Origin of the sequence: Actinocorallia sp. B10E7, assembly GCF_039871655.1 — a bacterium.
GTDB lineage: Bacteria > Actinomycetota > Actinomycetes > Streptosporangiales > Streptosporangiaceae > Actinocorallia.
This window is the reverse complement of the sequence record NZ_JBDPLZ010000012.1, coordinates 21,362-41,262: the sequence shown is the minus strand read 5'-3', so window position 1 is coordinate 41,262 and position 19,901 is coordinate 21,362. Positions and strand designations below refer to the sequence as shown.

Annotated in this window: 18 protein-coding genes and 2 riboswitches; of the genes, 12 read left to right on the top strand and 6 right to left on the bottom strand. The window is 72.1% G+C overall.

Features of this window, described 5'->3' with window-relative positions; translation table 11 throughout:
* The first annotated feature begins 31 nt into the window (after nucleotides 1–31).
* The 3 genes from ABGB12_RS30240 to ABGB12_RS30230 all read left to right on the top strand — a co-directional run bounded on the left by ABGB12_RS30240 (nucleotide 32) and on the right by ABGB12_RS30230 (nucleotide 5,188).
* The gene (locus tag ABGB12_RS30240; RefSeq protein ID WP_347683085.1) at nucleotides 32–2,539 is read left to right on the top strand and encodes an SDR family NAD(P)-dependent oxidoreductase; all 2,508 of its coding nucleotides are present in this window, start codon (nucleotides 32–34) and stop codon (nucleotides 2,537–2,539) included.
* Between the two features lie 100 nt (nucleotides 2,540–2,639).
* The gene (locus ABGB12_RS30235) at nucleotides 2,640–4,157 is read left to right on the top strand and encodes an NAD(P)/FAD-dependent oxidoreductase (protein ID WP_347683083.1); all 1,518 of its coding nucleotides are present in this window, start codon (nucleotides 2,640–2,642) and stop codon (nucleotides 4,155–4,157) included.
* Nucleotides 4,154–5,188 carry an alpha/beta hydrolase gene (locus ABGB12_RS30230; protein WP_347683081.1) on the top strand — a complete coding sequence of 345 codons (1,035 nt, stop codon included), beginning with the start codon at nucleotides 4,154–4,156 and terminating at the stop codon, nucleotides 5,186–5,188. The genes ABGB12_RS30235 and ABGB12_RS30230 overlap by 4 nt, the downstream gene beginning before the upstream one ends.
* 74 nt (nucleotides 5,189–5,262) lie before the next feature.
* Here ABGB12_RS30230 and ABGB12_RS30225 read toward each other — a convergent pair whose 3' ends face one another.
* Nucleotides 5,263–5,796 (bottom strand): hypothetical protein, encoded by a 534-nt coding sequence (locus ABGB12_RS30225; protein ID WP_347683079.1) that lies wholly within the window; start codon nucleotides 5,794–5,796, stop codon nucleotides 5,263–5,265.
* Entirely contained in the window at nucleotides 5,789–6,211 is a 423-nt protein-coding gene (locus ABGB12_RS30220; RefSeq protein WP_347683077.1) for a hypothetical protein, read from the bottom strand. The genes ABGB12_RS30225 and ABGB12_RS30220 overlap by 8 nt, the downstream gene beginning before the upstream one ends.
* A gap of 188 nt (nucleotides 6,212–6,399) precedes the next feature.
* Here ABGB12_RS30220 and ABGB12_RS30215 point away from each other — a divergent pair, with 188 nt between their 5' ends.
* The 3 genes from ABGB12_RS30215 to ABGB12_RS30205 all read left to right on the top strand — a co-directional run bounded on the left by ABGB12_RS30215 (nucleotide 6,400) and on the right by ABGB12_RS30205 (nucleotide 9,007).
* Entirely contained in the window at nucleotides 6,400–7,599 is a 1,200-nt protein-coding gene (locus ABGB12_RS30215; RefSeq protein WP_347683369.1) for a histidine kinase, read from the top strand.
* A complete protein-coding gene (locus ABGB12_RS30210; RefSeq protein ID WP_347683075.1) occupies nucleotides 7,596–8,198 on the top strand; it encodes a response regulator transcription factor in 603 nt (200 codons plus the stop codon). Before ABGB12_RS30215 ends, ABGB12_RS30210 begins: the two co-directional genes overlap by 4 nt.
* Nucleotides 8,199–8,341: 143 nt before the next feature.
* Nucleotides 8,342–9,007 carry a hypothetical protein gene (locus tag ABGB12_RS30205; RefSeq protein WP_347683073.1) on the top strand — a complete coding sequence of 222 codons (666 nt, stop codon included), beginning with the start codon at nucleotides 8,342–8,344 and terminating at the stop codon, nucleotides 9,005–9,007.
* Nucleotides 9,008–9,047: 40 nt separating this feature from the next.
* Here ABGB12_RS30205 and ABGB12_RS30200 read toward each other — a convergent pair whose 3' ends face one another.
* Entirely contained in the window at nucleotides 9,048–9,839 is a 792-nt protein-coding gene (locus ABGB12_RS30200; protein ID WP_347683071.1) for an SAM-dependent methyltransferase, read from the bottom strand.
* Nucleotides 9,812–11,020, bottom strand: coding sequence for a precorrin-6y C5,15-methyltransferase (decarboxylating) subunit CbiE (gene cbiE, locus ABGB12_RS30195; protein WP_347683069.1), 1,209 nt, complete (start codon nucleotides 11,018–11,020; stop codon nucleotides 9,812–9,814). The genes ABGB12_RS30200 and cbiE overlap by 28 nt, the downstream gene beginning before the upstream one ends.
* Nucleotides 11,021–11,083: 63 nt before the next feature.
* Nucleotides 11,084–11,217, top strand: a riboswitch (cobalamin riboswitch).
* 21 nt (nucleotides 11,218–11,238) lie between these two features.
* Between cbiE and ABGB12_RS30190 the strand changes: the two genes are divergently transcribed.
* From ABGB12_RS30190 to ABGB12_RS30165, 6 genes are all read left to right on the top strand, one after another.
* Nucleotides 11,239–13,284, top strand: a complete 2,046-nt coding sequence (locus tag ABGB12_RS30190) for a VWA domain-containing protein (protein WP_347683067.1) — start codon at nucleotides 11,239–11,241, stop codon at nucleotides 13,282–13,284.
* On the top strand, nucleotides 13,284–13,898 hold the full coding sequence (cobO, locus tag ABGB12_RS30185) for a cob(I)yrinic acid a,c-diamide adenosyltransferase (RefSeq protein ID WP_347683065.1): 615 nt from the start codon (nucleotides 13,284–13,286) through the stop codon (nucleotides 13,896–13,898). Before ABGB12_RS30190 ends, cobO begins: the two co-directional genes overlap by 1 nt.
* Nucleotides 13,892–15,286 (top strand): cobyrinate a,c-diamide synthase, encoded by a 1,395-nt coding sequence (locus ABGB12_RS30180; RefSeq protein ID WP_347683063.1) that lies wholly within the window; start codon nucleotides 13,892–13,894, stop codon nucleotides 15,284–15,286. The genes cobO and ABGB12_RS30180 overlap by 7 nt, the downstream gene beginning before the upstream one ends.
* Nucleotides 15,286–16,356 (top strand): uroporphyrinogen-III C-methyltransferase, encoded by a 1,071-nt coding sequence (gene cobA / locus ABGB12_RS30175; RefSeq protein WP_347683062.1) that lies wholly within the window; start codon nucleotides 15,286–15,288, stop codon nucleotides 16,354–16,356. The genes ABGB12_RS30180 and cobA overlap by 1 nt, the downstream gene beginning before the upstream one ends.
* A 22-nt stretch (nucleotides 16,357–16,378) precedes the next feature.
* Nucleotides 16,379–16,515, top strand: a riboswitch (adenosylcobalamin (AdoCbl) riboswitch).
* Nucleotide 16,516: 1 nt separating this feature from the next.
* A complete protein-coding gene (locus tag ABGB12_RS30170) occupies nucleotides 16,517–16,729 on the top strand; it encodes a CbtB-domain containing protein (RefSeq protein WP_347683060.1) in 213 nt (70 codons plus the stop codon).
* 91 nt (nucleotides 16,730–16,820) lie between these two features.
* Complete coding sequence (locus tag ABGB12_RS30165; RefSeq protein WP_347683058.1) at nucleotides 16,821–17,594, top strand: CbtA family protein; 774 nt, start codon at nucleotides 16,821–16,823, stop codon at nucleotides 17,592–17,594.
* A gap of 31 nt (nucleotides 17,595–17,625) precedes the next feature.
* On the opposite strand, the gene ABGB12_RS30160 is transcribed toward ABGB12_RS30165, so the two are convergent.
* Both ABGB12_RS30160 and ABGB12_RS30155 read right to left on the bottom strand, forming a co-directional pair.
* Entirely contained in the window at nucleotides 17,626–18,372 is a 747-nt protein-coding gene (locus ABGB12_RS30160; RefSeq protein ID WP_347683056.1) for a cobalt-precorrin-6A reductase, read from the bottom strand.
* Nucleotides 18,369–19,877 (bottom strand): cobyric acid synthase, encoded by a 1,509-nt coding sequence (locus ABGB12_RS30155; RefSeq protein WP_347683054.1) that lies wholly within the window; start codon nucleotides 19,875–19,877, stop codon nucleotides 18,369–18,371. Before ABGB12_RS30155 ends, ABGB12_RS30160 begins: the two co-directional genes overlap by 4 nt.
* Nucleotides 19,878–19,901 lie beyond the last annotated feature (24 nt).

Below are 19,901 nucleotides of genomic sequence, written 5' to 3'. Positions count from 1 at the left end.
CACTCAAATAATACCATTATTTGGAGTGGTGATGGGGCGCAGTCTGCTCGACCGGCTGGTCAATCCGTCGTGGACGGTGGCCGGGTCGGCGTTGGAAGGGGCGGTGCGGGGCCGGGTCGTGCTGGTGACGGGGGCCTCGCACGGGCTGGGCGAGGCGACCGCCCGGGGACTGGGCCGTGCGGGAGCGCGGGTGCTGCTGGTCGCTCGGTCGGCGGACAAGCTCGAAGCCGTCGCCGAGCAGATCCGCGGGGAAGGAGGGAAGGCGCACACCCATCCGTGTGATCTGTCGGATCCGGTGGCCGTGGAGGAGCTGGTCAAGCAGCTGCTGGAGACCTACGGGCGGATCGATGTGCTGGTGAGCAACGCCGGCAAATCGATGCGCCGGTCGGTGGCACTGCAGACCGATCGGTTCCACGACTTCACCCGCACCATCGGCGTCAACTATCTCGGGCCGATCCGGCTGGTGCTGGCGCTCCTGCCGTCGATGCGTGAGCACGGCGGGCACATCGTGAACGTCTCGACCATCGGGGTGCGGGTCTTCCCCAGCCCGCGATGGGGCGCCTACCAGGCGTCCAAGGCCGCGTTCGACGTTTGGCTGCGCAGCGTCACCCCGGAGATCCGGTCCGACGGCGTGACCGTCACCACTTTGTACATGGCGCTGATCTACACGCGGATGAGCGCGCCGACCCCGATCATGCGGCGGTTGCCGGGGCTGCTCCCCGAGCAGGCCGCAGGGCTGGTGTACCGGGCGATCATCGACCGGCCTCGCGCGATCGGCCCGTGGTGGGTCGGGTCGGCCGAGTTGCTGTCACTGCTGAGCCGTGGCGTGCAGGAACCGGTCCTGGCGCGCGTCCACCGGTTGAGCCGCGACACCCCGAGCGCGCTGGCCGGGGTGTCAGCGATGCCGGCACGGGGCACCGCGAGTCCAGCGGAGGGCGCGGGCGCCGATGCCGTCCGACTGTTCAGGCAGGCGATTCCGGTGCTGCGGCGGGCGGGGATCGTCGGGGCGGTGCCGCCGGGGCGGCTGGCGGGGATGATCCGGGCGGTTCGCGGGCGCGGGCTGACACTCGCCACGCTGTCGGGGATCGCGGCGGCGCGCTGGCCCGACCGGATCGCGGTCAGCGACGAACGGGGCCATCTCACCTACCGGCAGCTCCACGACCGGGTCGGCGCGCTCGCCGGGGCGCTGGCCGAGCGGTACGGGATCGGGCCCGGACGTACGGTCGCCGTCATGTGCCGCAACCACCGCGGATTCGTCGAAGCGGCACTCGCCGCCGCGGCGACCGGAGCCGATCTGCTGCCGCTGAACACCGAGTTCGCGGGGCCCCAGCTCGCGCACACCCTGTCCCGGCATCCCGCCGATCTGGTCATCGCGGACAAGGAGTTCGCCACCGTCCTCGACCAGGCCCACGCGGGACCACGCATCAACACGTCGTCGGAGTCGGCGGGGCGGAACGAGAGCATCGACCTCCTCATCGCGCTGAGGCGGCGTGCACCTGCGGGCCCGGCGAGGTCGGGGCGGATCCTGGTGCTGAGCTCGGGGACGACGGGTGCGCCGAAGGGCGTCGGCCGGACGCCGGAGTCGACAGGCATTCTGGGCCCGATGGTCTCCGCCATCGACCGGCTCGACCTTCGCACAGGCCGGCCGATCCTCATCGCCCCGCCGCTGTTCCACGGGTTCGGGCTGATCTATCTCGCGCTGGCCCTCCTGTTGGGCTGCCCCGCGGTGCTGCGCCGCCGGTTCGACGCCGCGGACGCGCTGCGGGTGATGGAAGAGGAGAAGGTCGCGGTGCTGGCGGCCGTTCCGATCATGCTGCAACGGATCATGGAACTGCCGGAGGGCGAACGGTCCGCCCGGGACGTCTCGTCGCTGAAGGCGGTGCTGACCGGCGGCGCACCGGTGCGGCCGGACACTGTCAAAGCGTTCACGGACGCCTTCGGGGCGGTGCTGGCCAATGGGTACGGTTCCTCCGAGATCGGGATCGCCACCATCGCGAGCCCCGCGGACCTGCGTACGGCCCCCGAGACCGTCGGTCGTCCGGTGCTCGGCGTCCCGGTCGAGATCCGCGACGACCACGGCCGCCGGCTCCCCGCCGGGACGACGGGACGGATTTTCGTGGGCGGGGCGATGATCGCCGACGGCCATGGGAGCGGGGGCCTGATGGACACCGGCGACCTGGGCCACCTCGATGCCTCGGGCCTGCTGTTCATCGACGGCCGCTCCGACGACATGATCGTCTCCGGCGGGGAGAACGTGTTCCCGCAGGAGGTCGAGAACCTGCTGGCCGCCCATCCGGCCGTCGCCGACGTCGCCGTCCTGGGCGTCCCCGACGCCGACTTCGGGCAGCGACTGGCCGCGTTCGTCGTCCCAGCCGGTGCGGCCGACGGTCTGCCCGACCTGTTGAAGGACCACGTCAAGCACCATCTCGCCCGCTACAAGACTCCACGCGAGGTGCACATCGTCGACGGCATTCCCCGGACCCCGACGGGAAAGATCCTCCGCCGTGTCCTCACCGACTCCGCGGCCGACCGCACCTGACCCGCTCGACCCCGTTGAGGAGAACCATGAGATACCCACCCGTCTTCGGCACCCGCGGCGAACACGACGAGCGCCTCATCGAGCAGTCCAGGAGACGAGCATGAGCGCACCCGACCACGAGATCGTGATCGTCGGCGCCGGGTTCTCCGGCATGGGCGTCGCGATCCAGCTGCGCCGCGCCGACCGCCACGACTTCGTCATCCTGGACGCCGCCCCGTCGGTGGGCGGGGTATGGCGGCACAACACCTATCCCGGTGTCGCGGTGGACATCCCCTCAGCCACCTACTGCTATTCCTTCGAGCCCAACCCGTCCTGGTCGCGAGCGTTCGCACCCGGCGCCGAAGTGCGCGCCTACGCCGAACACTGCGCCGACAAATACGGGCTCCACCCCCACATGAGGCTCGGCGTCCGGGTGGAGTCCGCCACCTGGGACGAGGAGAACCGGCTATGGCGCATCGGCACCGACGGCGGCCGGCTGACCGCGCGGTTCCTGGTATCGGCGGTCGGCCCCCTCGACCAGATCAAGAACCCCGCCATCCCCGGCATCGACACCTTCAAGGGCGACATCGTCCACACCGCCCGCTGGAACCACGACCTCGACCTGGCCGGAAGGAAGGTCGCGGTGATCGGCACCGGCGCCTCCGGCCTCCAGGTCATCCCGAAACTCGCCGAGCAGGCCGCCGACCTGAAGGTCTACCAGCGCACCCCGATCTGGGTCCTGCCGAAGGTCGACCTCCCGATCCCGGCACCGGTCCGCAGCCTGTTCCGACTGGCGCCTCCCCTGCAGCGCCTGGTGCGGCTCGGCACCACGGTCGCCTCCGAGGCGGTCATGGTCCTCGGGATCGTCCACTACGACAAGATCCCGTTCATCGTCCGGATCACCGAACAGATCTGCAAGGCGCATCTGCGCCGCCAGGTCCCCGACCGCGAGACCCGCCGCAAGCTCACCCCGACCTACGGGTTCGGCTGCAAACGGCCATCGTTCTCCAACACCTACCTGCGGTCCTTCACCCGGAAGAACGTCGAACTGGTGACCACTCCGATCCAGGAGATCACCCCCACCGGGATCACCACCCGCGACGGCCTGCACCGCGAGATCGACGCGCTCGTGTTGGCCACCGGCTTCAAGGTCCTCGAAGTCGGGGCGATGCCGCCGTTCCCCGTCGTCGGCTTGGACGGGGTGAACCTCGGCGAGCACTGGGACACCCACGGCTACGCCAACTATGAAGGCCTCGCCTCGACCCACACCCCGAACTACTGGCTCATGAACGGCCCGTACACGGTGTCGGGCGCGTCCTGGTTCGCCATCATCGAAAACAGCGCGACCCATATCGTCCGCTGCCTCACCGAGGCCGAGCGCCGCCACGCCACCCGCGTCGTCATCCGGCAACAGCCCCATGACGCCTTCACCGAGGACATGCGGCGCCGCATGAAGAGCACGATCCTCGCCCAGTCCTCCTGCGCCACTTCCAACAGCTACTACTTCGACCGCCACGGCAACTCACCGTTCATCCGCCCCCAGTCGGGCTTCCAGACCTGGCGTCGCGCCCGCGCCTACAACCTGGACGACTACGCCTACAGCGCCGACCAGCGCGCCGACGGTCCGGTCGGCGCATGACCGCCGATCCCGTTCACCCCAGCCCATCCGGACATGCGGTCACCAAGCCGCAACCGTCGCCGCAACCGTCCTCCATCGGGGCACGGATACTGGCCCGAGCGCTCCATGCGACGGTCCGTCCGATCCTGGACCACGGTCCGGTCACCCCGGCAGTGCTACGGGCGGCCTGGCTGTCCGACTACGCGGGCCTCCTCCTCCCCGCCCCTCGCGGCACCCGGCGGCAGCACGTCCCGTTCCCCGGCTTCGACGGCGAACTCGTCATGGGGCCAGGGGTCCACGGCCGCAACACCGGCGGCCGGATGGTGCTGTACTTCCACGGCGGAGCCTTCATCAGCTGCGGCCTGCGCACCCACTGCCGCCTCGTCGCCCGCATCTCCACCGCGGCGCAGGCCCCCGTCCTTCACATCGCCTACCGGCAACTCCCCGACGCCACCCTCGTCCAGACCGTCGAGGACTGCCTGGCCGCCTACCGGCACCTGCTCGACCGCGGCATCCCCGCCGACCGCATCGTCATCGCCGGTGACTCCGCCGGCGGCCACCTCGCCTTCGCCACCGCCCTCGCCGCCACCCTCCACGCTCTTCCAGCCCCGGCCGGAATCGCCGCGCTCTCCCCCTGGCTCGACCTCGAATGCGCCCACAACATCCACCACCCCAACGCTCCCACCGACCCCTACCTACCCATCCACCAGCTCGCCCGCATCGCCACCATGCTCACCCCCGACGGAACCCCACCCCCCTCCGTACTGGACGCCGACCTCACCGCCCTACCCCCAGTCCTCATCCACGTCGGCTCCATCGAAGCCCTGCGCAGCGACGCCGAACTCATGACCGACCGACTCCACCACTCCGGAATCCGGACCGACCTGCACATCTGGCCCGGCCAGATCCACGTCTTCCAAGCCTTCGCCGACCTCACCCCCGAAGGCCACCAGGCCATCACCGAAATCGGCACCTTCATCCGCACCATGACCGCCACACCAGACCACCGAAAGACCACAGCCACCCACCCGCCGCAACCCGGAAACGACTAGATCCCGCCCGAACCCAGACCGTCGTCTGGGCCTACCGCACCGGCTTCACCGACCGCCCCTGACGGCCCGGCCTGTCAGGAAAGGAGCACGAGCTGGGCCGCGACCAGGACGTCGAGGGTGCCGCACCACTTCGCGTAGGAGCGGGAGACGACCGCGTCCTTCTTGAGGTGGACGAAATCCCAGAGGCCGTGGAGGAACCAGCCTGCGGCGATCAGGTGGCGGCCCAGGTCGGGCTCCGTCAGCAGGCCGGCCAGGGCCAGGGAGCCGAAAGCGATCATTCCGAGGGTCTGCGTGCGGAAGGCGCGGGAGTCGCGTAGTGCTCCGTCGAAGGTACCCCAGACGAGCATGGCCAGTGCTATCGCAGCGAAGGCGGTGGATGGCGCCACCAGGTCGAGTGCCCGCAGCAGTACGTAGGAGCCGGTGAGGAGCAGGAGGGCGGGCCACGACGCCTCGCGCCGGTCCGTCTTGGCGGCCACGAGGTAGACCAAGGGCAGCAGAAGGAGGATGTCGGTGAGGACCGTCCGGATCGAGGAGTCGTCGGTCGGCATGGACGCCGCCATGGCGATGGCCAGCGCGAACGGCCAGAGCCGGGCCATGCGGTCAGACATGGTCGGGGCCTCCGTACTCCTCGCGGCGGCGGAGCATGACCAGGAGCATGAGCGGGAGCATCAGCACGTGTTCCAGGAGCATCGCCGTGCCGCCCGAGAGCACGTCCAGCCACAGGAGCGGGAGCAGGGCGAGGGCCGGGACGATCATGGAGGCGGCCATCTCGGCGGTGGCGGGCCAGGCGTGGCCACGGTAACGCATCCAGAGCGTCATGCCCGCCGTCATGTCGAAGGCCATCTCCAGGATGAGCAGTTCGGGGTGCCTCGCCGGGAACTCCAGTCCGGCGAGTGCGAGGCCGCCGCGTATGAGCATGCCGAAGACGGCCATGCCGACGAGCATCGCGGCGATCATCTCCAGGTAGTGGCGGAGGAAGGGGAGCCATCCTCGCGCTTGATGGTCGTGGCCGGTGCGCTTCATGTGCCGGTTCCTTCCGGTACGGAGTCGAAGGGGATGAGTCACAGACTGCGGCAGGCCGGTGCCGTCCAGTAGTGACGGAAGCGCACGCGGTCGGGTGCGGCTGTCACGACCTCTCATGACATTTGTCATCAGCCAGGCGGTGCGGCCGCGTCCCTCGCTGGAAGAGGGACAATGTCGGCGTGCGTGACATGCCGACGGAACGCGGGACCGGTCTGGGAGGTTTCCGCCGTTACACATGGTGGAGTCTCGCCGGGACCATCACGCTCTTCCTCGTGCTCTCCGTCCGGGGCTGGGGCATGGACCCGCGTACGCCCGGCTGGGCGGCGCTGCTCGGCGCCGCCGCGCTCGCCGTGCTCCTTCCGGCGGTCCTGGTTCTGCTCGACCGTCGGCTTCCCCGCGGAACCGGCGGCGCGCGGCCCGGACGTCCGCCCGTCATGTGGCTCGCGGCCGGCTGCGCGGCGGCGGCCGTGCTCGGCCTGGTCCCGCTGGTCCTCCTCGGGCATGAGTCCTGGCCGCTGCCCCCGGCCGTGATGGTGTCGGTCGCGGCGACGTTCCTGCCGCCGACACGACGGCGCGCGCTGGTCGCCGCGGCGGTGGTCTCGGCCGCCGCGCTCGGCGGAGCCGCCGGCCTCCTCTCCGGGGACGCGGAATGGCCGTTCGCCGCGGTCTTCCCGGCCGGGACCGTCGCGTTCACGGCGTGGATGACGCTGGGCATGTTGTGGGCCTGGGACGTCGCCGACCGCCTGGACGCCGCCGGACGTCTGGCCGCCGAGCTCGCGGTGAAGGAGGAGCGGCTCAGGTTCGCCGCGGACCTCCACGACATCCAGGGACACAGCCTCCAGGTCATCGCCCTCAAGAGCGAACTGGCCGAGCGGCTGGCCGCGACCGACCCGTCCCGGGCGGCCGCGGAGATGCGGGAGGTGCGGCGGCTGTCGGCCGACGCGCTCCGCGACACCCGCGCCGTGGCGCAGGGTTACCGGCGCACGGCGCTGCGGGACGAGATCGCCAACGCGTCCAAGGTGCTGGAGGCCGCCGAAATCCGGACGAGCGTCGAGCGCGCCGACGGCGCCGACGCGCGGGCCCTCTCCGAGACCGGCCGCCACCTTCTGGGCCTGGTGATGCGCGAGGCGACCACCAACATGCTGCGCCACAGCAGCGCGAGCCGCGCTCGCATCTCCTACCGGTTCGAGGAGGGCCGCGCCCTCCTGCGGGTCGGCAACGATGGCGCGGACGGGGCCTCTCCCCCGGACGCGGGCACCGGGCTGTCCGCCCTGGCCGAACGCCTGCGGGACGCCGAGGGCACGCTCGAGTGGCGGCGGGAGGGCGGCTGGTTCGAGGTCGTCGCGTCGCTTCCGGCGGGGACGGCCGCATCGGCGGGTGCGGCGTGATCCGGCTGCTGATCGCCGACGACGAGGACCTCATGCGTGGTGCGCTGGCGGCGCTGCTGGAGCTGGAGGACGACCTGTCCGTGGTCGCCGAGGCGTCGACCTCCACCGACGCGGTGCGGCTGGCGCGCGAGCACCGCCCCGACATCGCCGTGCTCGACCTGGAGATGCCGCCCGCCGACGGGCTGCACGCCGCGCAGGAGATCCGCGCGGAGCTGCCGACCCGGATCGTCCTGGTCACCCGCCACGCGCGTCCCGGGGTGCTCCGCCGCGCCCTCGCCGCGGGCGTCAGCGGTTTCGTGCCCAAGACCACGCCCGCCTCCCGGCTGGCCGAGATCCTCCGCGACGTCGCCGCCGGGCGGCGCTACGTCGACTCCGACATCGCCGCCTCCGCGCTGGCCGAGGACGACTGCCCGCTCACCGCGCGGGAGCTGGAGGTGCTGCGCGCGTCGCGGACCGGTGCCTCGGTCAACGAGATAGCCGCCCAGGTCCATCTGGCCCCCGGCACGGTGCGCAACTACCTCTCGTCGGCCATGGCCAAACTGGGCGTCTCCTCCCGTCACGCCGCCGCCCACCGCGCCTGGCGGGAAGGCTGGATCTGACCCGGGCGACCGGTCGGAATTAATGATCCTCGACCATATTCATAATGAGGAGAAACACTGCGCGGGCGCGTAGATGATCTCCTGTTCCTGTCATCCGGCGACCGGGCCCGGATGGTGTCGGACAAGAGAGAAGAATGCTTCTTATGCGGTTGTCGGTCTTTTTTCTGGCAGTGGTGACCGCCTCTGCCTTCGCCCTCTTCACCGGCCCAGCCGACGCTCTGAGCTCGAGCGGAGGATGCTACAAGCGGGTGAAGATCAAAGAAAGGGGACACAAGCCCAGATTCGTCTTCGTCAAAATCAAATGCGCCAAATCCAAGGGACGAAAAGGCCGCAAGGGAGAGAAAGGCGAGGAAGGTAGGGAGGGCCGGGACGGAAGAGACGGTCCGAATGGCGTGGACGGCAAAGACGGCACGGATGGCGCGGACGGTTTGGACGGCCGGGACGGCTTGGACGGCCGGGACGGGAAGGACGGCGCAGACGGAAGAGACGGCCGGGACGGCGAGAAAGGAGAAAAGGGAGATAAAGGCGACAAGGGCGATAAGGGCGACCCTGGCCCGCCCGGAGCGGTGGGGGATCCCGTGACCGTGCCGGGCGAGGCCGTGACGGTGCCCGCGAGCGGTTCGGCGGTCGCGCTCGGAGGCGAGTGTCCGGCGGACACCGTGCTGGTCGGCGGGGCTTTCAACGCCACGTCACCGGTCCTCTCGCAGAGCTCCCAGCCGTCCGTCCGGCAGTGGCAGGGGACCTTCTCCAGCGAGAACGGGTCGCCGGGAAGCGTGACGGTATCGTCGGTCTGCATGCCCACGTCGTGAGCGCGCCCGGTGAGGGCGGGCCGGCCGGGGATGGAGGGACTCAGTCCTCGCGGGCCGTAAGGCGGCGTTCCCTGCGGGCGTCGTACAGGTAGGACTCCCGGCCTCGGCGAGCCTCGGGGTCCAGGGCGCGGCCCACCAGGATGACGGCGGCCTGTCTCAGGCCGTGGGCCTCCACCTGGTCGGCGATGTCGGACAGGGTGCCGGTGAGGATGAGCTCGGCGGGCTGGGAGGCGTTGGCGACGACGACGGCGGGGCAGTCGAGGCCGTACTCGGGGACGAGTTCGGCCGCCAGGTGCCGGACGCGGGTGATGGCCAGGTGCAGGACGAGGGTGGCTCGGGTCCTGGCGAAGGCCGCGAGGGATTCGGTTTCCGGCATGGCGGTGGATCTGGCCCGGGTGCGGGTGAGGACGACGGACTGGGCCAGCAGCGGGACTGTCAGCTCCCGGCCGAGGAGGGCCGCCGCCGCCGCGTAGGCGGGGACGCCGGGGGTCACGTCCCAGGGGACGCCGCGCTCGTCCAGGCGGCTGGTCTGCTCCGCCAGGGCCGAGTAGAGCGACGGGTCGCCCGAGCAGAGGCGGACGACGTCGCGGCCCGCGTGGTGGGCGTCGGCCAGGTGGGCGACGATCCGGTCGAGGTCCAGGTGCCGGGTGTCGATGAGGACGGCGTCGTCACGGCAGTGGGACAGCACGTGCTCGTCGATGTAGGTGCCGGGGTAGAGGCAGACGTCCGCGCGTTCCAGCAGCTTGACGGCGCGCAGGGTGAGCAGGTCGGCGGCGCCGGGTCCGGCTCCGACGAAGTGGACGGTCACTGTGCTTCCTTTCTGAGCGACCATTGGGTGACGGTCCTGGAGGGGGTCCAGCCGTCGAACGCGCCCAGGGGCGCCAGCTGCTCGACGCTCAGGCGCACCAGCTCGCCGCCGAGTTCGCGGTACTTGGCCGCCAGCAGCACCTCCGTCTGCAGGGTGACGCCGTGAACGACCAGGCGGCCGCCCGGGCGGAGAGCCCGCAGGCAGTGCTCGAGCACGCCCTCACGGGTGGCTCCGCCGCCGACGAAGACCGCGTCGGGGGCTTCCAGGCCGTCCAGGGCCTCGGGCGCACGGCCGTGCACGACCCGCAGGGCGGGAACGCCGAGGGCCGCCGCGTTCGCCTCGATCCTGCGGGCCCGTTCGGGATGGGACTCGACGGCGACGGTCCGGCAGGAGGCGTCGGTGCGCATCCACTCGATGCCGACCGAGCCCGCGCCCGCGCCCACGTCCCACAACAACTGGCCGGGCATCGGGGCGAGCCGAGCCAGCGCGGAAGCCCGGACGTCCCGTTTGGTGAGCTGGCCGTCGTGCTCGAACGCCTCGTCGGGCAAGCCCGCCACCAGCGATTTTCCGGCCGGGGAACCGGCGCACTCGACCGCGACCACGTTCAGCGCCGGCGACCGCGCGGGCACGCCCTCGGCGGCGACCGCGCGGAACGCCGCCTCCTGGGCGGTGCCCAGGTCGGACAGGACCGTCAGCTCGCTCGTCCCGAACCCGGAGGCGACCAGGAGTTCGGCGACGCGGCGCGGGGTGGAGCCGTCGCCGGAGAGCACGAGGATCCGGCGGCCGGGGGTCAGCAGCCGCAGAAGGGTGCGCGGGTCCCGGCCGACGAGGCTGAGCACGGTCGTCGTCTCGGCGGGCCACCGCATCCGGGCGCGGGCCAGCGTGACCGACGAGAGGGCGGGGATGACCTCCACCCGCTCGGGGCCGAGCACGTCGATGAGGGTGCTGCCGACTCCCGACAGCAGCGGGTCGCCCGACGCCAGCACCACCGCGCCGCCGTCGCAGGACGCCAGCAGCTCGCGCAGCCCGGCGCGCAGCGGGGACGGCCAGCGCAGCCGCCGCTGCCCCTCGACCGGAGGCACCATCGCCAGGTGCCGTTCACCGCCGATCAGGGTCCCGGCGCGTTCGACGGTTCGGCGGGTCTCCTCGTCGAGCCGCGCCCAGCCGTCGGCGCCGATGCCGACCACGGTCACGCAGGAAGTCATGGCGCACGACCCTAGCGCTCGACCACCCGCGGTTCGTCCCGCCTTCTCCGGGGAGTAGCCTTGGCGCGTACTTCAGCACGAGGTGCCCCTCCGGGGGAGAATCTGGGAAGCCGGTGAAAGTCCGGCACAGGCCCGCTGCGGTGACTCAGGCGAAGACCTGGGAAGTCCGAAGACCGGCCTCGTGCGCTGATCGGCGGCACGACGAGCGGGAGCCTCACATGCCATCGCCTTTCCCCTTCAGCGCGGTCGTCGGCTCCGACGACATGGCGCTCGCCCTCACCCTCACCGCGGTCTCGCCGGCGGTCGGCGGCGTCCTGGTCCGGGGCGAGAAGGGCACAGCCAAGTCCACCATGGTCCGGGCACTGGCCCGGGTCCTGCCACCCATCGAGGTGATCGCGGGAGACCGTTTCTCCAGCGACCCGGCCGAGCGCGACCCGCTCTCCCCCGACGGCCCGTTCCCCGCGGACGCGCCCGTGGAGACCCGGCCGGTCCGGCTCGTCGAACTGCCCGTCGGCGCGACCGAGGACCGGGTGCTGGGCTCGCTGCACCTGGAGAAGGCCCTGGCCGAAGGCGTCACGGTCTACGAGCCGGGGCTGTTGGCGCGCGCCCACCGCGGCATCCTGTACGTCGACGAGGTGAACCTGCTGCACGACCACCTCGTCGACCTGCTGCTGGACGCCGCGGCGATGGGCCGCTCGACGGTCGAACGCGACGGGGTCTCCGTCGAACACGCCGCCCGGTTCGTCCTGGTGGGCACCATGAACCCCGAAGAGGGGGAGCTGCGGCCCCAGCTGCTCGACCGGTTCGGGCTGACCGTGGAGGTCGCGGCGCCCCGGGACCCGCGAACCAGGGTCGAGGTGGTCAAGCGGCGGCTGGCCTACGAGGCGGACCCGGACGGGTTCGCCGCGCGGTTCGCCGGCGCCGAGCAGGAGCTCACCCGCCGGATCCGCACGGCACGGGAACTGCTCGGCCGGGTCGTGCTCGGCGACGCGGCCCTGCTCAAGATCGCCGAGGTGTGCGCGGCCTTCGAGGTCGACGGCATGCGCGCCGACCTCGTCACGGCCCGCGCCGCCGCCGCCCACGCGGCCTGGCACGGCCGCGACGCCGTCACCCGCGAGGACATCCGGGCCGCCGCCCGCCTGTCACTTCCGCACCGGCGCCGCCGCAACCCGTTCGACGCGCCCGGAATCGACGAGGATCTGCTCGACGAGATCCTCGGCGACGAACTCCCTCCGGATCCGCCCCCGCCGTCCGGGCCTGAGCCCTCGGACCCGCCCCCCGGGCAGGACGAAGGCCCCGCGGACGAGGAGACCTGGACGCCCCTCGACGCCCACCAGAGCTCCGAGCCCGACGCCGGGCCGACCGAGCCGGGCGAAAACGGCGAAGAATCCGCCGAGAATCCTTCCGCGACGGACCCCGCGGATCCGGACTCCGGCGCGGCCGGTTTCAGCGTCGTCTCCCCCGGCACCCCCTACCGGTCCAGGATGTTCCGGGTTTCCGGCACCGGGACCGGCGAGGCCGGACGCAGGTCTCCGGCGCTCACCCGGACCGGGCGGCGGATCGGCGCCCGGCGGCCCGGCGAGGGGGCGGGTCAGGTCCACCTGCTGGAGACGTTCCGCGCGGCGGCCCCGCACCAGCGCGCACGCGGCCGCCGGGGCTCCGGCCTGCTGGTGCGCGGCGAGGACCTGCGGATCGCCGTCACCCAGGGCCGCGAGTCCAACCTGGTCCTGTTCTGCGTCGACGCCTCCGGCTCCATGGCCGCGCGCCGCCGCATGGCCCAGGTCAAGACGGCGATCGTCTCCCTGCTGCTCGACGCCTACCAGCGGCGCGACAAGGTGGGGCTGGTGACGTTCCGGCAGACGTCCGCCGAAGTGGTCCTGCCGCCGACCTCTTCGGTCGACGTCGCCGCCGCCCGCCTGGCCGAGCTGCCCGCGGGCGGCCGCACCCCGCTGGCCGAGGGCCTGCTCGCCGCGGCCGAGGTGCTGCGGCGGGAACGCCTGCGCGACCCTCGGCGCAGACCCCTGCTCGTCGTCGTCACCGACGGCCGGGCCACGGCGGGCCCCGACCCGGTGGCCAGGTCGCGACGAGCCGCCCGGTGGCTGGCCGACACGGGCGTGGCCGCGCTGGTCGTCGACTGTGAGACCGGCCGTTTCCGGATGGGCCTGGCCCGCCGGCTCAGCGGGGAACTCCGCGCCGAGTACGTGCCTCTCGGCGAGGTCGCCGCCGATGAACTGACCACCGCCGTCCGAGAGAGGATCGCCTGATGCCCCAGGGCCAGCCGCTGAACGTCCCCGAAGACGGGCTCACCACCCGGCAGCGGCGCAACCGGCCGCTGCTCGTGGTGCACACCGGCGACGGCAAGGGCAAGTCGACCGCCGCGTTCGGCCTGGCCATGCGCGGCTGGAACCAGGGCTGGAGCATCGGGGTGTTCCAGTTCGTGAAGTCCGCCAAGTGGCGGGTCGGCGAGCAGACCGTGCTGGAACGGCTCGGCCGGCTGCACGACGAGACGGGCGAGGGCGGACCCGTCGAGTGGCACAAGATGGGCTCGGGCTGGTCCTGGTCGCGCACTCAGGGGTCGGAGGCCGACCACGCGGCCGACGCCGCCGAAGGCTGGGCGGAGATCAAACGCCGGATCGCCGCCCGGACCCACGACCTGTACGTCCTGGACGAGTTCACCTACCCGATCGTCTGGGGCTGGGTCGACGTCGAGGACGTCGTCGAGACCTTCGTGAACCGGCCGGGGCGGCAGCACGTGGTGGTGACGGGGCGGCGGGCCCACCCCCGGCTGCTGGAGGCCGCCGACCTGGTGACCGAGATGGCCAAGGTCAAGCACCCGATGGACACCGGACAGAAGGGCCAGCGGGGCATCGAATGGTAGACCTGCCGCGCCTGGTCGTCGCCGCCCCCGCCTCCGGCCACGGCAAGACCACCGTGGCGACGGGCCTCATGGCGGCGCTCCGGGCGGCCGGACACCGGGTGTCCGGGCACAAGATCGGCCCCGACTACATCGACCCCGGGTACCACTCGCTGGCGACCGGGCTGCCGGGGCGCAACCTCGATCCGCACCTGGCCGGCGAGGAACGGCTGGCGCCGCTGCTGCTGGCCGGAGCACGGAACGCGGACATCGCCGTCATCGAGGGCGTCATGGGGCTCTACGACGGGAAGCTGGGCGGGGACGGCTTCGCCTCGACCGCCCATGTCGCGGCCGTCACCGGCACGCCCGTTGTGCTCGTCGTGGACATCTCGCACGCCTCGCGGTCGATCGCCGCCGTCGTCCAGGGCATGGTCGCCTACGGCCCGGAACTCCGCATCGCCGGGGTCATCCTGAACAAGGCGGGCTCGGAGCGGCACGCCGGAGAGGTCCGACGAGCCCTTGAACCGACGGGCGTGCCGGTTCTGGGCGTTCTGAACAGGGACGACGGGATCACCGTCCCGTCCCGGCACCTCGGGCTCGTCCCCGTCGCCGAACGAGACGACGCCACCCGGGCGCTGGAACGGCTGTCGGCGCGGATCGCCGAGAAGGTCGACCTGCGGCGGATCGTCGCCCTCGCCGGGCAGGCCCCGCCACTCGAGGCCGTCCCGTGGTCGGCCGCCGAGAACATCTCGCCGCCCAGCGCGCGGCGGCCCGTCGTGGCGGTCGCGGGCGGACGGGCGTTCACCTTCCGCTACAGCGAGACCGAGGAACTGCTGCGCGCGGCGGGATGCGACGTCGTCCACTTCGATCCGCTCGCCGACTCCGGGCTGCCCGACGGCACCTCGGGCCTCTACCTCGGCGGCGGCTTCCCCGAGGTGCACGCGAGCGGGCTGGGCGCGAACCTCCCGTTGCGCACGGCCCTCGGACGGGCCGTGGACGGCGGCGTGCCCGTCGTCGCCGAATGCGCCGGGCTGCTCTACCTGTGCCGCGTCCTGGACGGCGAGCCGATGGTGGGCTCGCTGGACGCCGAAGCGAGCATGTCCCCGCGGCTGACCCTCGGCTACCGGGAGGCCACCGCGCCGCAGGACACCCTGCTGGCCGGGGCGGGCGACCGGGTCACCGGGCACGAGTTCCACCGGACCGTGGTCGGGCCGCCCGCCGGACGCCGCGCGGCCTGGACCGTCGACGGCGCGCCGGAGGGATTCAGCACCGGCCCCGGCACGCCGACGGTGCACGCCTCCTACCTTCACACCCACTGGGCGGGCCATCCGGCCATGGCGCGGCGTTTCGCCGGCGCCGTACACCGGTTCGCCGCCTCCGCCCTCACCTCACCTCGGCTGGGAACCTCATGATGAATCCTTATCCTCTGGACCTTTCGGGGCGTGATGTCGTCGTCTTCGGCGGCGGGGAGCCCGCGCTCCGCCAGATCGCCGGGCTGCGCGCCGCCGGAGCCCGGGTCCACGTGGTCGCCCCCTCGGTCGTCCCGTCCGTCGAGGACCTCGCCACGCGGGGACTCGTCCGGTGGAGCGCGCGGAGCCTCCGTCCCGGGGATCTCGACGGGGTGTGGCTCGCCGTGGCCGCGACGGGCGTCGTCGAGGAGGACGAGGCCGTCGAGCGGGAGTCGGACGAGGCCCGTGTGCTGTGCGTGCGGCCTCCCCGCGCGGAGGGCCGCGCCTTCGCCGGAGCCGGCCGGGTGACGCTCGTCGGCGGCGGTCCCGGGGACTGCGGGCTGCTCACCGTCAGCGGGCGGGAGGCCCTGGAGTCCGCGGACGTCATCGTCACCGACCGGCTGGCCCCGCTGGACGCGCTGCGCTGGGCGCGTCCGGACGCCGAGATCATCGACGTCGCCAAGGTGCCCTGGGGCCGGGCCGCCGCACAGTCCGACATCAACGCGCTGCTCGTGGAGCGCGCCCTGGCGGGGGCGCACGTCGTGCGGTTCAAGGGCGGCGACAACTTCGTCTTCGGGCGCGGCGGCGAGGAGCTCCTCGCCTGCCGGGCCGCCGGGGTGCCCGTCACCGTGGTCCCCGGTGTCTCCTCGGCGGTCGCGGTGCCCGCGCTCGCCGAGATCCCGGTCACCCACCGGGGGCTGTCCCAGGGGTTCACCGTGGTGTCCGGCCATGTGCCGCCGGGGCACCCGGACTCGTCGGTGGACTACCGGGCACTCGCGGAGTCGGGGACGACCCTGGTGTTCCTCATGGCCGTGCGCACCCTCCCCGAGATCGCCGAGGCGCTGCTGGAAGCCGGTATGCCGGCCGAGACCCCGGCGGCGACGATCGCGGACGGGGCGTCGTCCGGACAGCGGGCCGTGCGTTCCACACTCGCGAAGATCGCCGATCTGGTGCGGGCCGAAGGGATCACCGCTCCGGCCGTGACCGTGATCGGTTCCGTCGTCTCGATAAATGACCAGCCGCACGGCAATTGACCAGAATTTAAGTAACCTGTACCGTTTTACATAATCGTCCGCGAGGAAGCCGGTGGGAATCCGGCACAGTCGCGCTACTGTGACGCCGTTCTCGGCGAAGTCAGACACTCGAGGGCGAGGTTCCATCCAGCGGGACGCAGTATCCCTTGACGGAGGTCTCATGTCTCACGTGTCCACGACCAGCCCCGAGCTGGAAGTCCCCAGGCTTCCCCTCTCCGCCCTCGCCCCGTGGGCCTTCTTCTTCGTGCTCCTGGCGTCCATCGCCGTCTTCTTCGTCGGCGCCGAGCAGGGGGCCTTCTCGCTCTTCTCCGGCACCGCGATCCACGAGTGGGTCCACGACGGCCGCCACCTGCTCGGCTACCCCTGCCACTGAGGCACTCCCCTTTCGCCGGGCGACCGGCTTTTTCAGCATGCCCGAAAACACTTTTCCTTTCGGGTATGCCTTTGTGCACCAGGAGCAGGAATTGAGTCCCAGGACTTTTCTCATCCACGGCCTCTTGGCCGGTTTCATCGCCGGAATTCTGGCTTTCGGGGCCGCTTATGTCTTCGGAGAGCCCCACATCGACGGCGCGATCGCCGTCGAGGAGGCGGCGGCCTCCGACCACGCCCACGCGGAGGGTGCCCCCGCCCACAGCCATGGCGAGGAGGGCGGCATCAGCCGGGCCCGGCAGTCCACGGCGGGCCTGGCCACCGCGACCATCGCCGTCGGCGTCGCGCTGGGCGGCGTCGTCGGGCTCGCCGCCGCCTTCGCCCTCGGCCGGGTCGGCAGGCTGCGGCCTGCCGCGTCCACGGCCCTCGTCGCGGTGGTCGGTTTCGTCTCGTTCGCTCTCGTGAGCTGGGCCAAGTACCCGCCGAACCCTCCCGCGACGGGCAGCGGCGAAACGATCGCCTCGCGGACCGCCGCCTACTTCGGCTTCCAGGCGTTCTCGGTGGTGCTCGCCGTCGGCGCGGTGGTCCTCGCAGCCCACCTGGCCCGGCGCGGCGACGCCTGGTTCGCCTCCGTGGTCCCCGCCTTGGGCTGGCTCGTCCTCGTGACGGCCGCCGGCCTGGCGCTCCCGTCGATCGACGAGGTCCCCGGCGACTTCCCGGCCGGCACCCTCTGGGGGTTCCGCTTCTCCTCGCTGGTCACCCAGACCGTGTTGTGGGGCACCATCACCGTGGTCCTCAGCGGTCTCGTCCAGCGGACGGCGCGGGCCGCCCAGGCCCGACAGTCGCTCATCGAGAGCGTCCGCACCTGAGTGGACGGCCCGGCCTGGAGTCCCGCCCCGGTCAGGCCAGTCCTCTCTCTACGAGCCAGCCGCCGGCGGCGACGTGGTCGATGACCACCTCGACGCCGGCGGTTCGGCTTTTCCTCCGTACGACGATGACGGGAAGCCCCAACTCTCCGGCGGCGACCATCTTCGGCCAGGTGTGGGTGCCGCCGGAGTCCTTCGTCACCAGCACGTCGCATCCGTGGCGGCGCAGGAGTTCGCGTTCGCCGTCCAGGACGTAGGGGCCGCGGCTCCGCAGCAGGGTCCAGGACGGAGGCAGCACCTGCTCGGGGGCGTCGACCACCCGCACCACCGCCGCGGCGTCCGCCAGCGGCTCGAGGAAATGCCCGAGCGTCTGGCGGCCGGTCGTCAGGAACGGGGCGCGGCCCGTTCTCGCGGCGGTCTCGGCCGCTTCTTCGTGGGTGTCGACCCAGATCCAGGAGTCGCTCCCGGGAGCGGACTCCCAGCCGGGTCGCTCGAGGCGCAGCAACGGCACGTTCGCCTGCGCGCACGCGGCGACGGCGTTGCTCGAGATCCCCCGCGCGAACGGATGCGTCGCGTCGACGACCGCCGAGATGCCGTTCTCCTTCAGATGGCCGGTGAGGCCTTCGACGCCGCCGAACCCTCCGATCCGCACCTCGCCGACGGGAAGCCGGGGCTGCGCGACCCGCCCGGCCAACGACGAAACGAACTGGACGTTCCGGGCTTGGAGCAGGAGCGCGAGTTCGCGCGCCTCGGCCGTGCCACCGAGTATCAGAACGGTCATCGAGAGGCTCCCGGCTCCAGCAGCGGCGGATCGGACGGGGCGCCCCCGGAGACGAGGGCGAGGAGGGCGTCCACGTCCAGGTGCTCCTCCACGAGGTCACCGAGCAGGTCGAGGCGGCGTTCGCGCAGGTCGGCGAAGGCCTCGGTGCCCGGAGTGAAGTCCCCGTGCCCCGCGACGGCCGCGACCTCCCGGAGCCAGGCGCGGCGGAACCCGTCGCTCTCCAGGCTGCCGTGCCACATCGTCCCGTACACCGCTCCGCTGCGCGCTCCCCCGAGGAACTCCTCGGTGCCGTCAGCAGGCGTGATCCGGCCGTGGTGGATCTCGTATCCCCCGACCGGATGCCCCAGCGCGCTCCCTTCGGGCAGGCGCAGGACCTTCCGCGGCGAGAACAGGGTGTCGACGCCCAGCAGCCCGAGCCCTTCGACGGACGCCCCGGCGGCGCCCTCGACCCCGTCCGGGTCGGCGATCGCCCGGCCCAGCATCTGGAAACCGCCGCAGATCCCCAGCACCGGCCGTCCCACCCGCGCGTGCGCCAGCACCACCTCGTCCATGCCGCGCTCGCGCAGCCACCGCAGATCGGCGATGGTCGCCCGGGTGCCCGGCAGGACGATGACGTCGGCCCCCTGCAACGCCCGCGCGTTGCCCGCGAACACGACGTCGACGTCCGGTTCGGCGCCCAAAGCGTCGATGTCGGTGAAGTTGCTGATCCGGGGGAACCGCACGACGGCCACCCGCAGCGCCGCCTTGTGCGTGGACCTGCGCCCCTCCAGGTCGAGCGCGTCCTCTGAGTCCAGCCACAGGTCGGGCCGCCAGGGCAGCACCCCGAACACGCGCCGCCCCGTCAGCCGCTCCAACTCTTCCAGTCCCGGCTTCAGCAGCCCGAGGTCGCCCCGGAACTTGTTGACGACGAAGCCCGCGATCAGCCGCTGGTCGGCGGGTTCCAGCAGCGCGACGGTCCCGTGCATCGCCGCGAAGACCCCGCCCCGGTCGATGTCGCCGACGACCACGGTGGGGATCCCCCCGTGCCGCGCCAGCCCCATGTTGATGTAGTCGCCGGCCCGCAGGTTGATCTCCGCAGGGCTGCCCGCCCCCTCGCAGACCACGACGTCGAACCGTCCGCGCAGGTCGTCATATGCCGCGAACGCCGCCTCGGCGAGCCGCGCCCGCCCCCCGGCGAACTGGTAGGACTCGATCGCCCCAGCGGGCTCCCCCATCACCACCACATGGCTGCGCCGGTCGCTCCCCGGCTTCAGCAGCACCGGATTCATCGCCGCCTCGGGTTCGGCCCGCGCCGCCAGCGCCTGCACCCACTGCGCCCGCCCGATCTCCGCCCCGTCGGCGCAGACCATCGAGTTGTTCGACATGTTCTGCGCCTTGAACGGCGCGACCCGCGCCCCCCGCCGCGCCAGCGCCCGGCACAGCCCGGCCGTCACGACACTCTTGCCCGCATCCGACGTCGTCCCCGCTACCAGCAGGCTTCCCCCGGGCGACCTCGACGTTTTCACCCGAGAAATGATATTCCGCCCCGG

Excerpts from the sequence above, each read along its gene's own strand:
- ABGB12_RS30220 (WP_347683077.1), bottom strand. The coding sequence starts at position 6,211 with ATGAAGCGCACCGGCCACGACCATCAAGCGCGAGGATGGCTCCCCTTC.
- ABGB12_RS30235 (WP_347683083.1), top strand. The coding sequence starts at position 2,640 with ATGAGCGCACCCGACCACGAGATCGTGATCGTCGGCGCCGGGTTCTCC.
- ABGB12_RS30230 (WP_347683081.1), top strand. The coding sequence starts at position 4,154 with ATGACCGCCGATCCCGTTCACCCCAGCCCATCCGGACATGCGGTCACC.
- ABGB12_RS30225 (WP_347683079.1), bottom strand. The coding sequence starts at position 5,796 with ATGTCTGACCGCATGGCCCGGCTCTGGCCGTTCGCGCTGGCCATCGCC.
- ABGB12_RS30200 (WP_347683071.1), bottom strand. The coding sequence starts at position 9,839 with ATGGTCGCTCAGAAAGGAAGCACAGTGACCGTCCACTTCGTCGGAGCC.
- ABGB12_RS30190 (WP_347683067.1), top strand. The coding sequence starts at position 11,239 with ATGCCATCGCCTTTCCCCTTCAGCGCGGTCGTCGGCTCCGACGACATG.
- ABGB12_RS30215 (WP_347683369.1), top strand. The coding sequence starts at position 6,400 with ATGCCGACGGAACGCGGGACCGGTCTGGGAGGTTTCCGCCGTTACACA.
- cobO (WP_347683065.1), top strand. The coding sequence starts at position 13,284 with ATGCCCCAGGGCCAGCCGCTGAACGTCCCCGAAGACGGGCTCACCACC.
- cobA (WP_347683062.1), top strand. The coding sequence starts at position 15,286 with ATGAATCCTTATCCTCTGGACCTTTCGGGGCGTGATGTCGTCGTCTTC.
- ABGB12_RS30205 (WP_347683073.1), top strand. The coding sequence starts at position 8,342 with ATGCGGTTGTCGGTCTTTTTTCTGGCAGTGGTGACCGCCTCTGCCTTC.
- cbiE (WP_347683069.1), bottom strand. The coding sequence starts at position 11,020 with ATGACTTCCTGCGTGACCGTGGTCGGCATCGGCGCCGACGGCTGGGCG.
- ABGB12_RS30240 (WP_347683085.1), top strand. The coding sequence starts at position 32 with ATGGGGCGCAGTCTGCTCGACCGGCTGGTCAATCCGTCGTGGACGGTG.
- ABGB12_RS30170 (WP_347683060.1), top strand. The coding sequence starts at position 16,517 with ATGTCTCACGTGTCCACGACCAGCCCCGAGCTGGAAGTCCCCAGGCTT.
- ABGB12_RS30160 (WP_347683056.1), bottom strand. The coding sequence starts at position 18,372 with ATGACCGTTCTGATACTCGGTGGCACGGCCGAGGCGCGCGAACTCGCG.
- ABGB12_RS30180 (WP_347683063.1), top strand. The coding sequence starts at position 13,892 with ATGGTAGACCTGCCGCGCCTGGTCGTCGCCGCCCCCGCCTCCGGCCAC.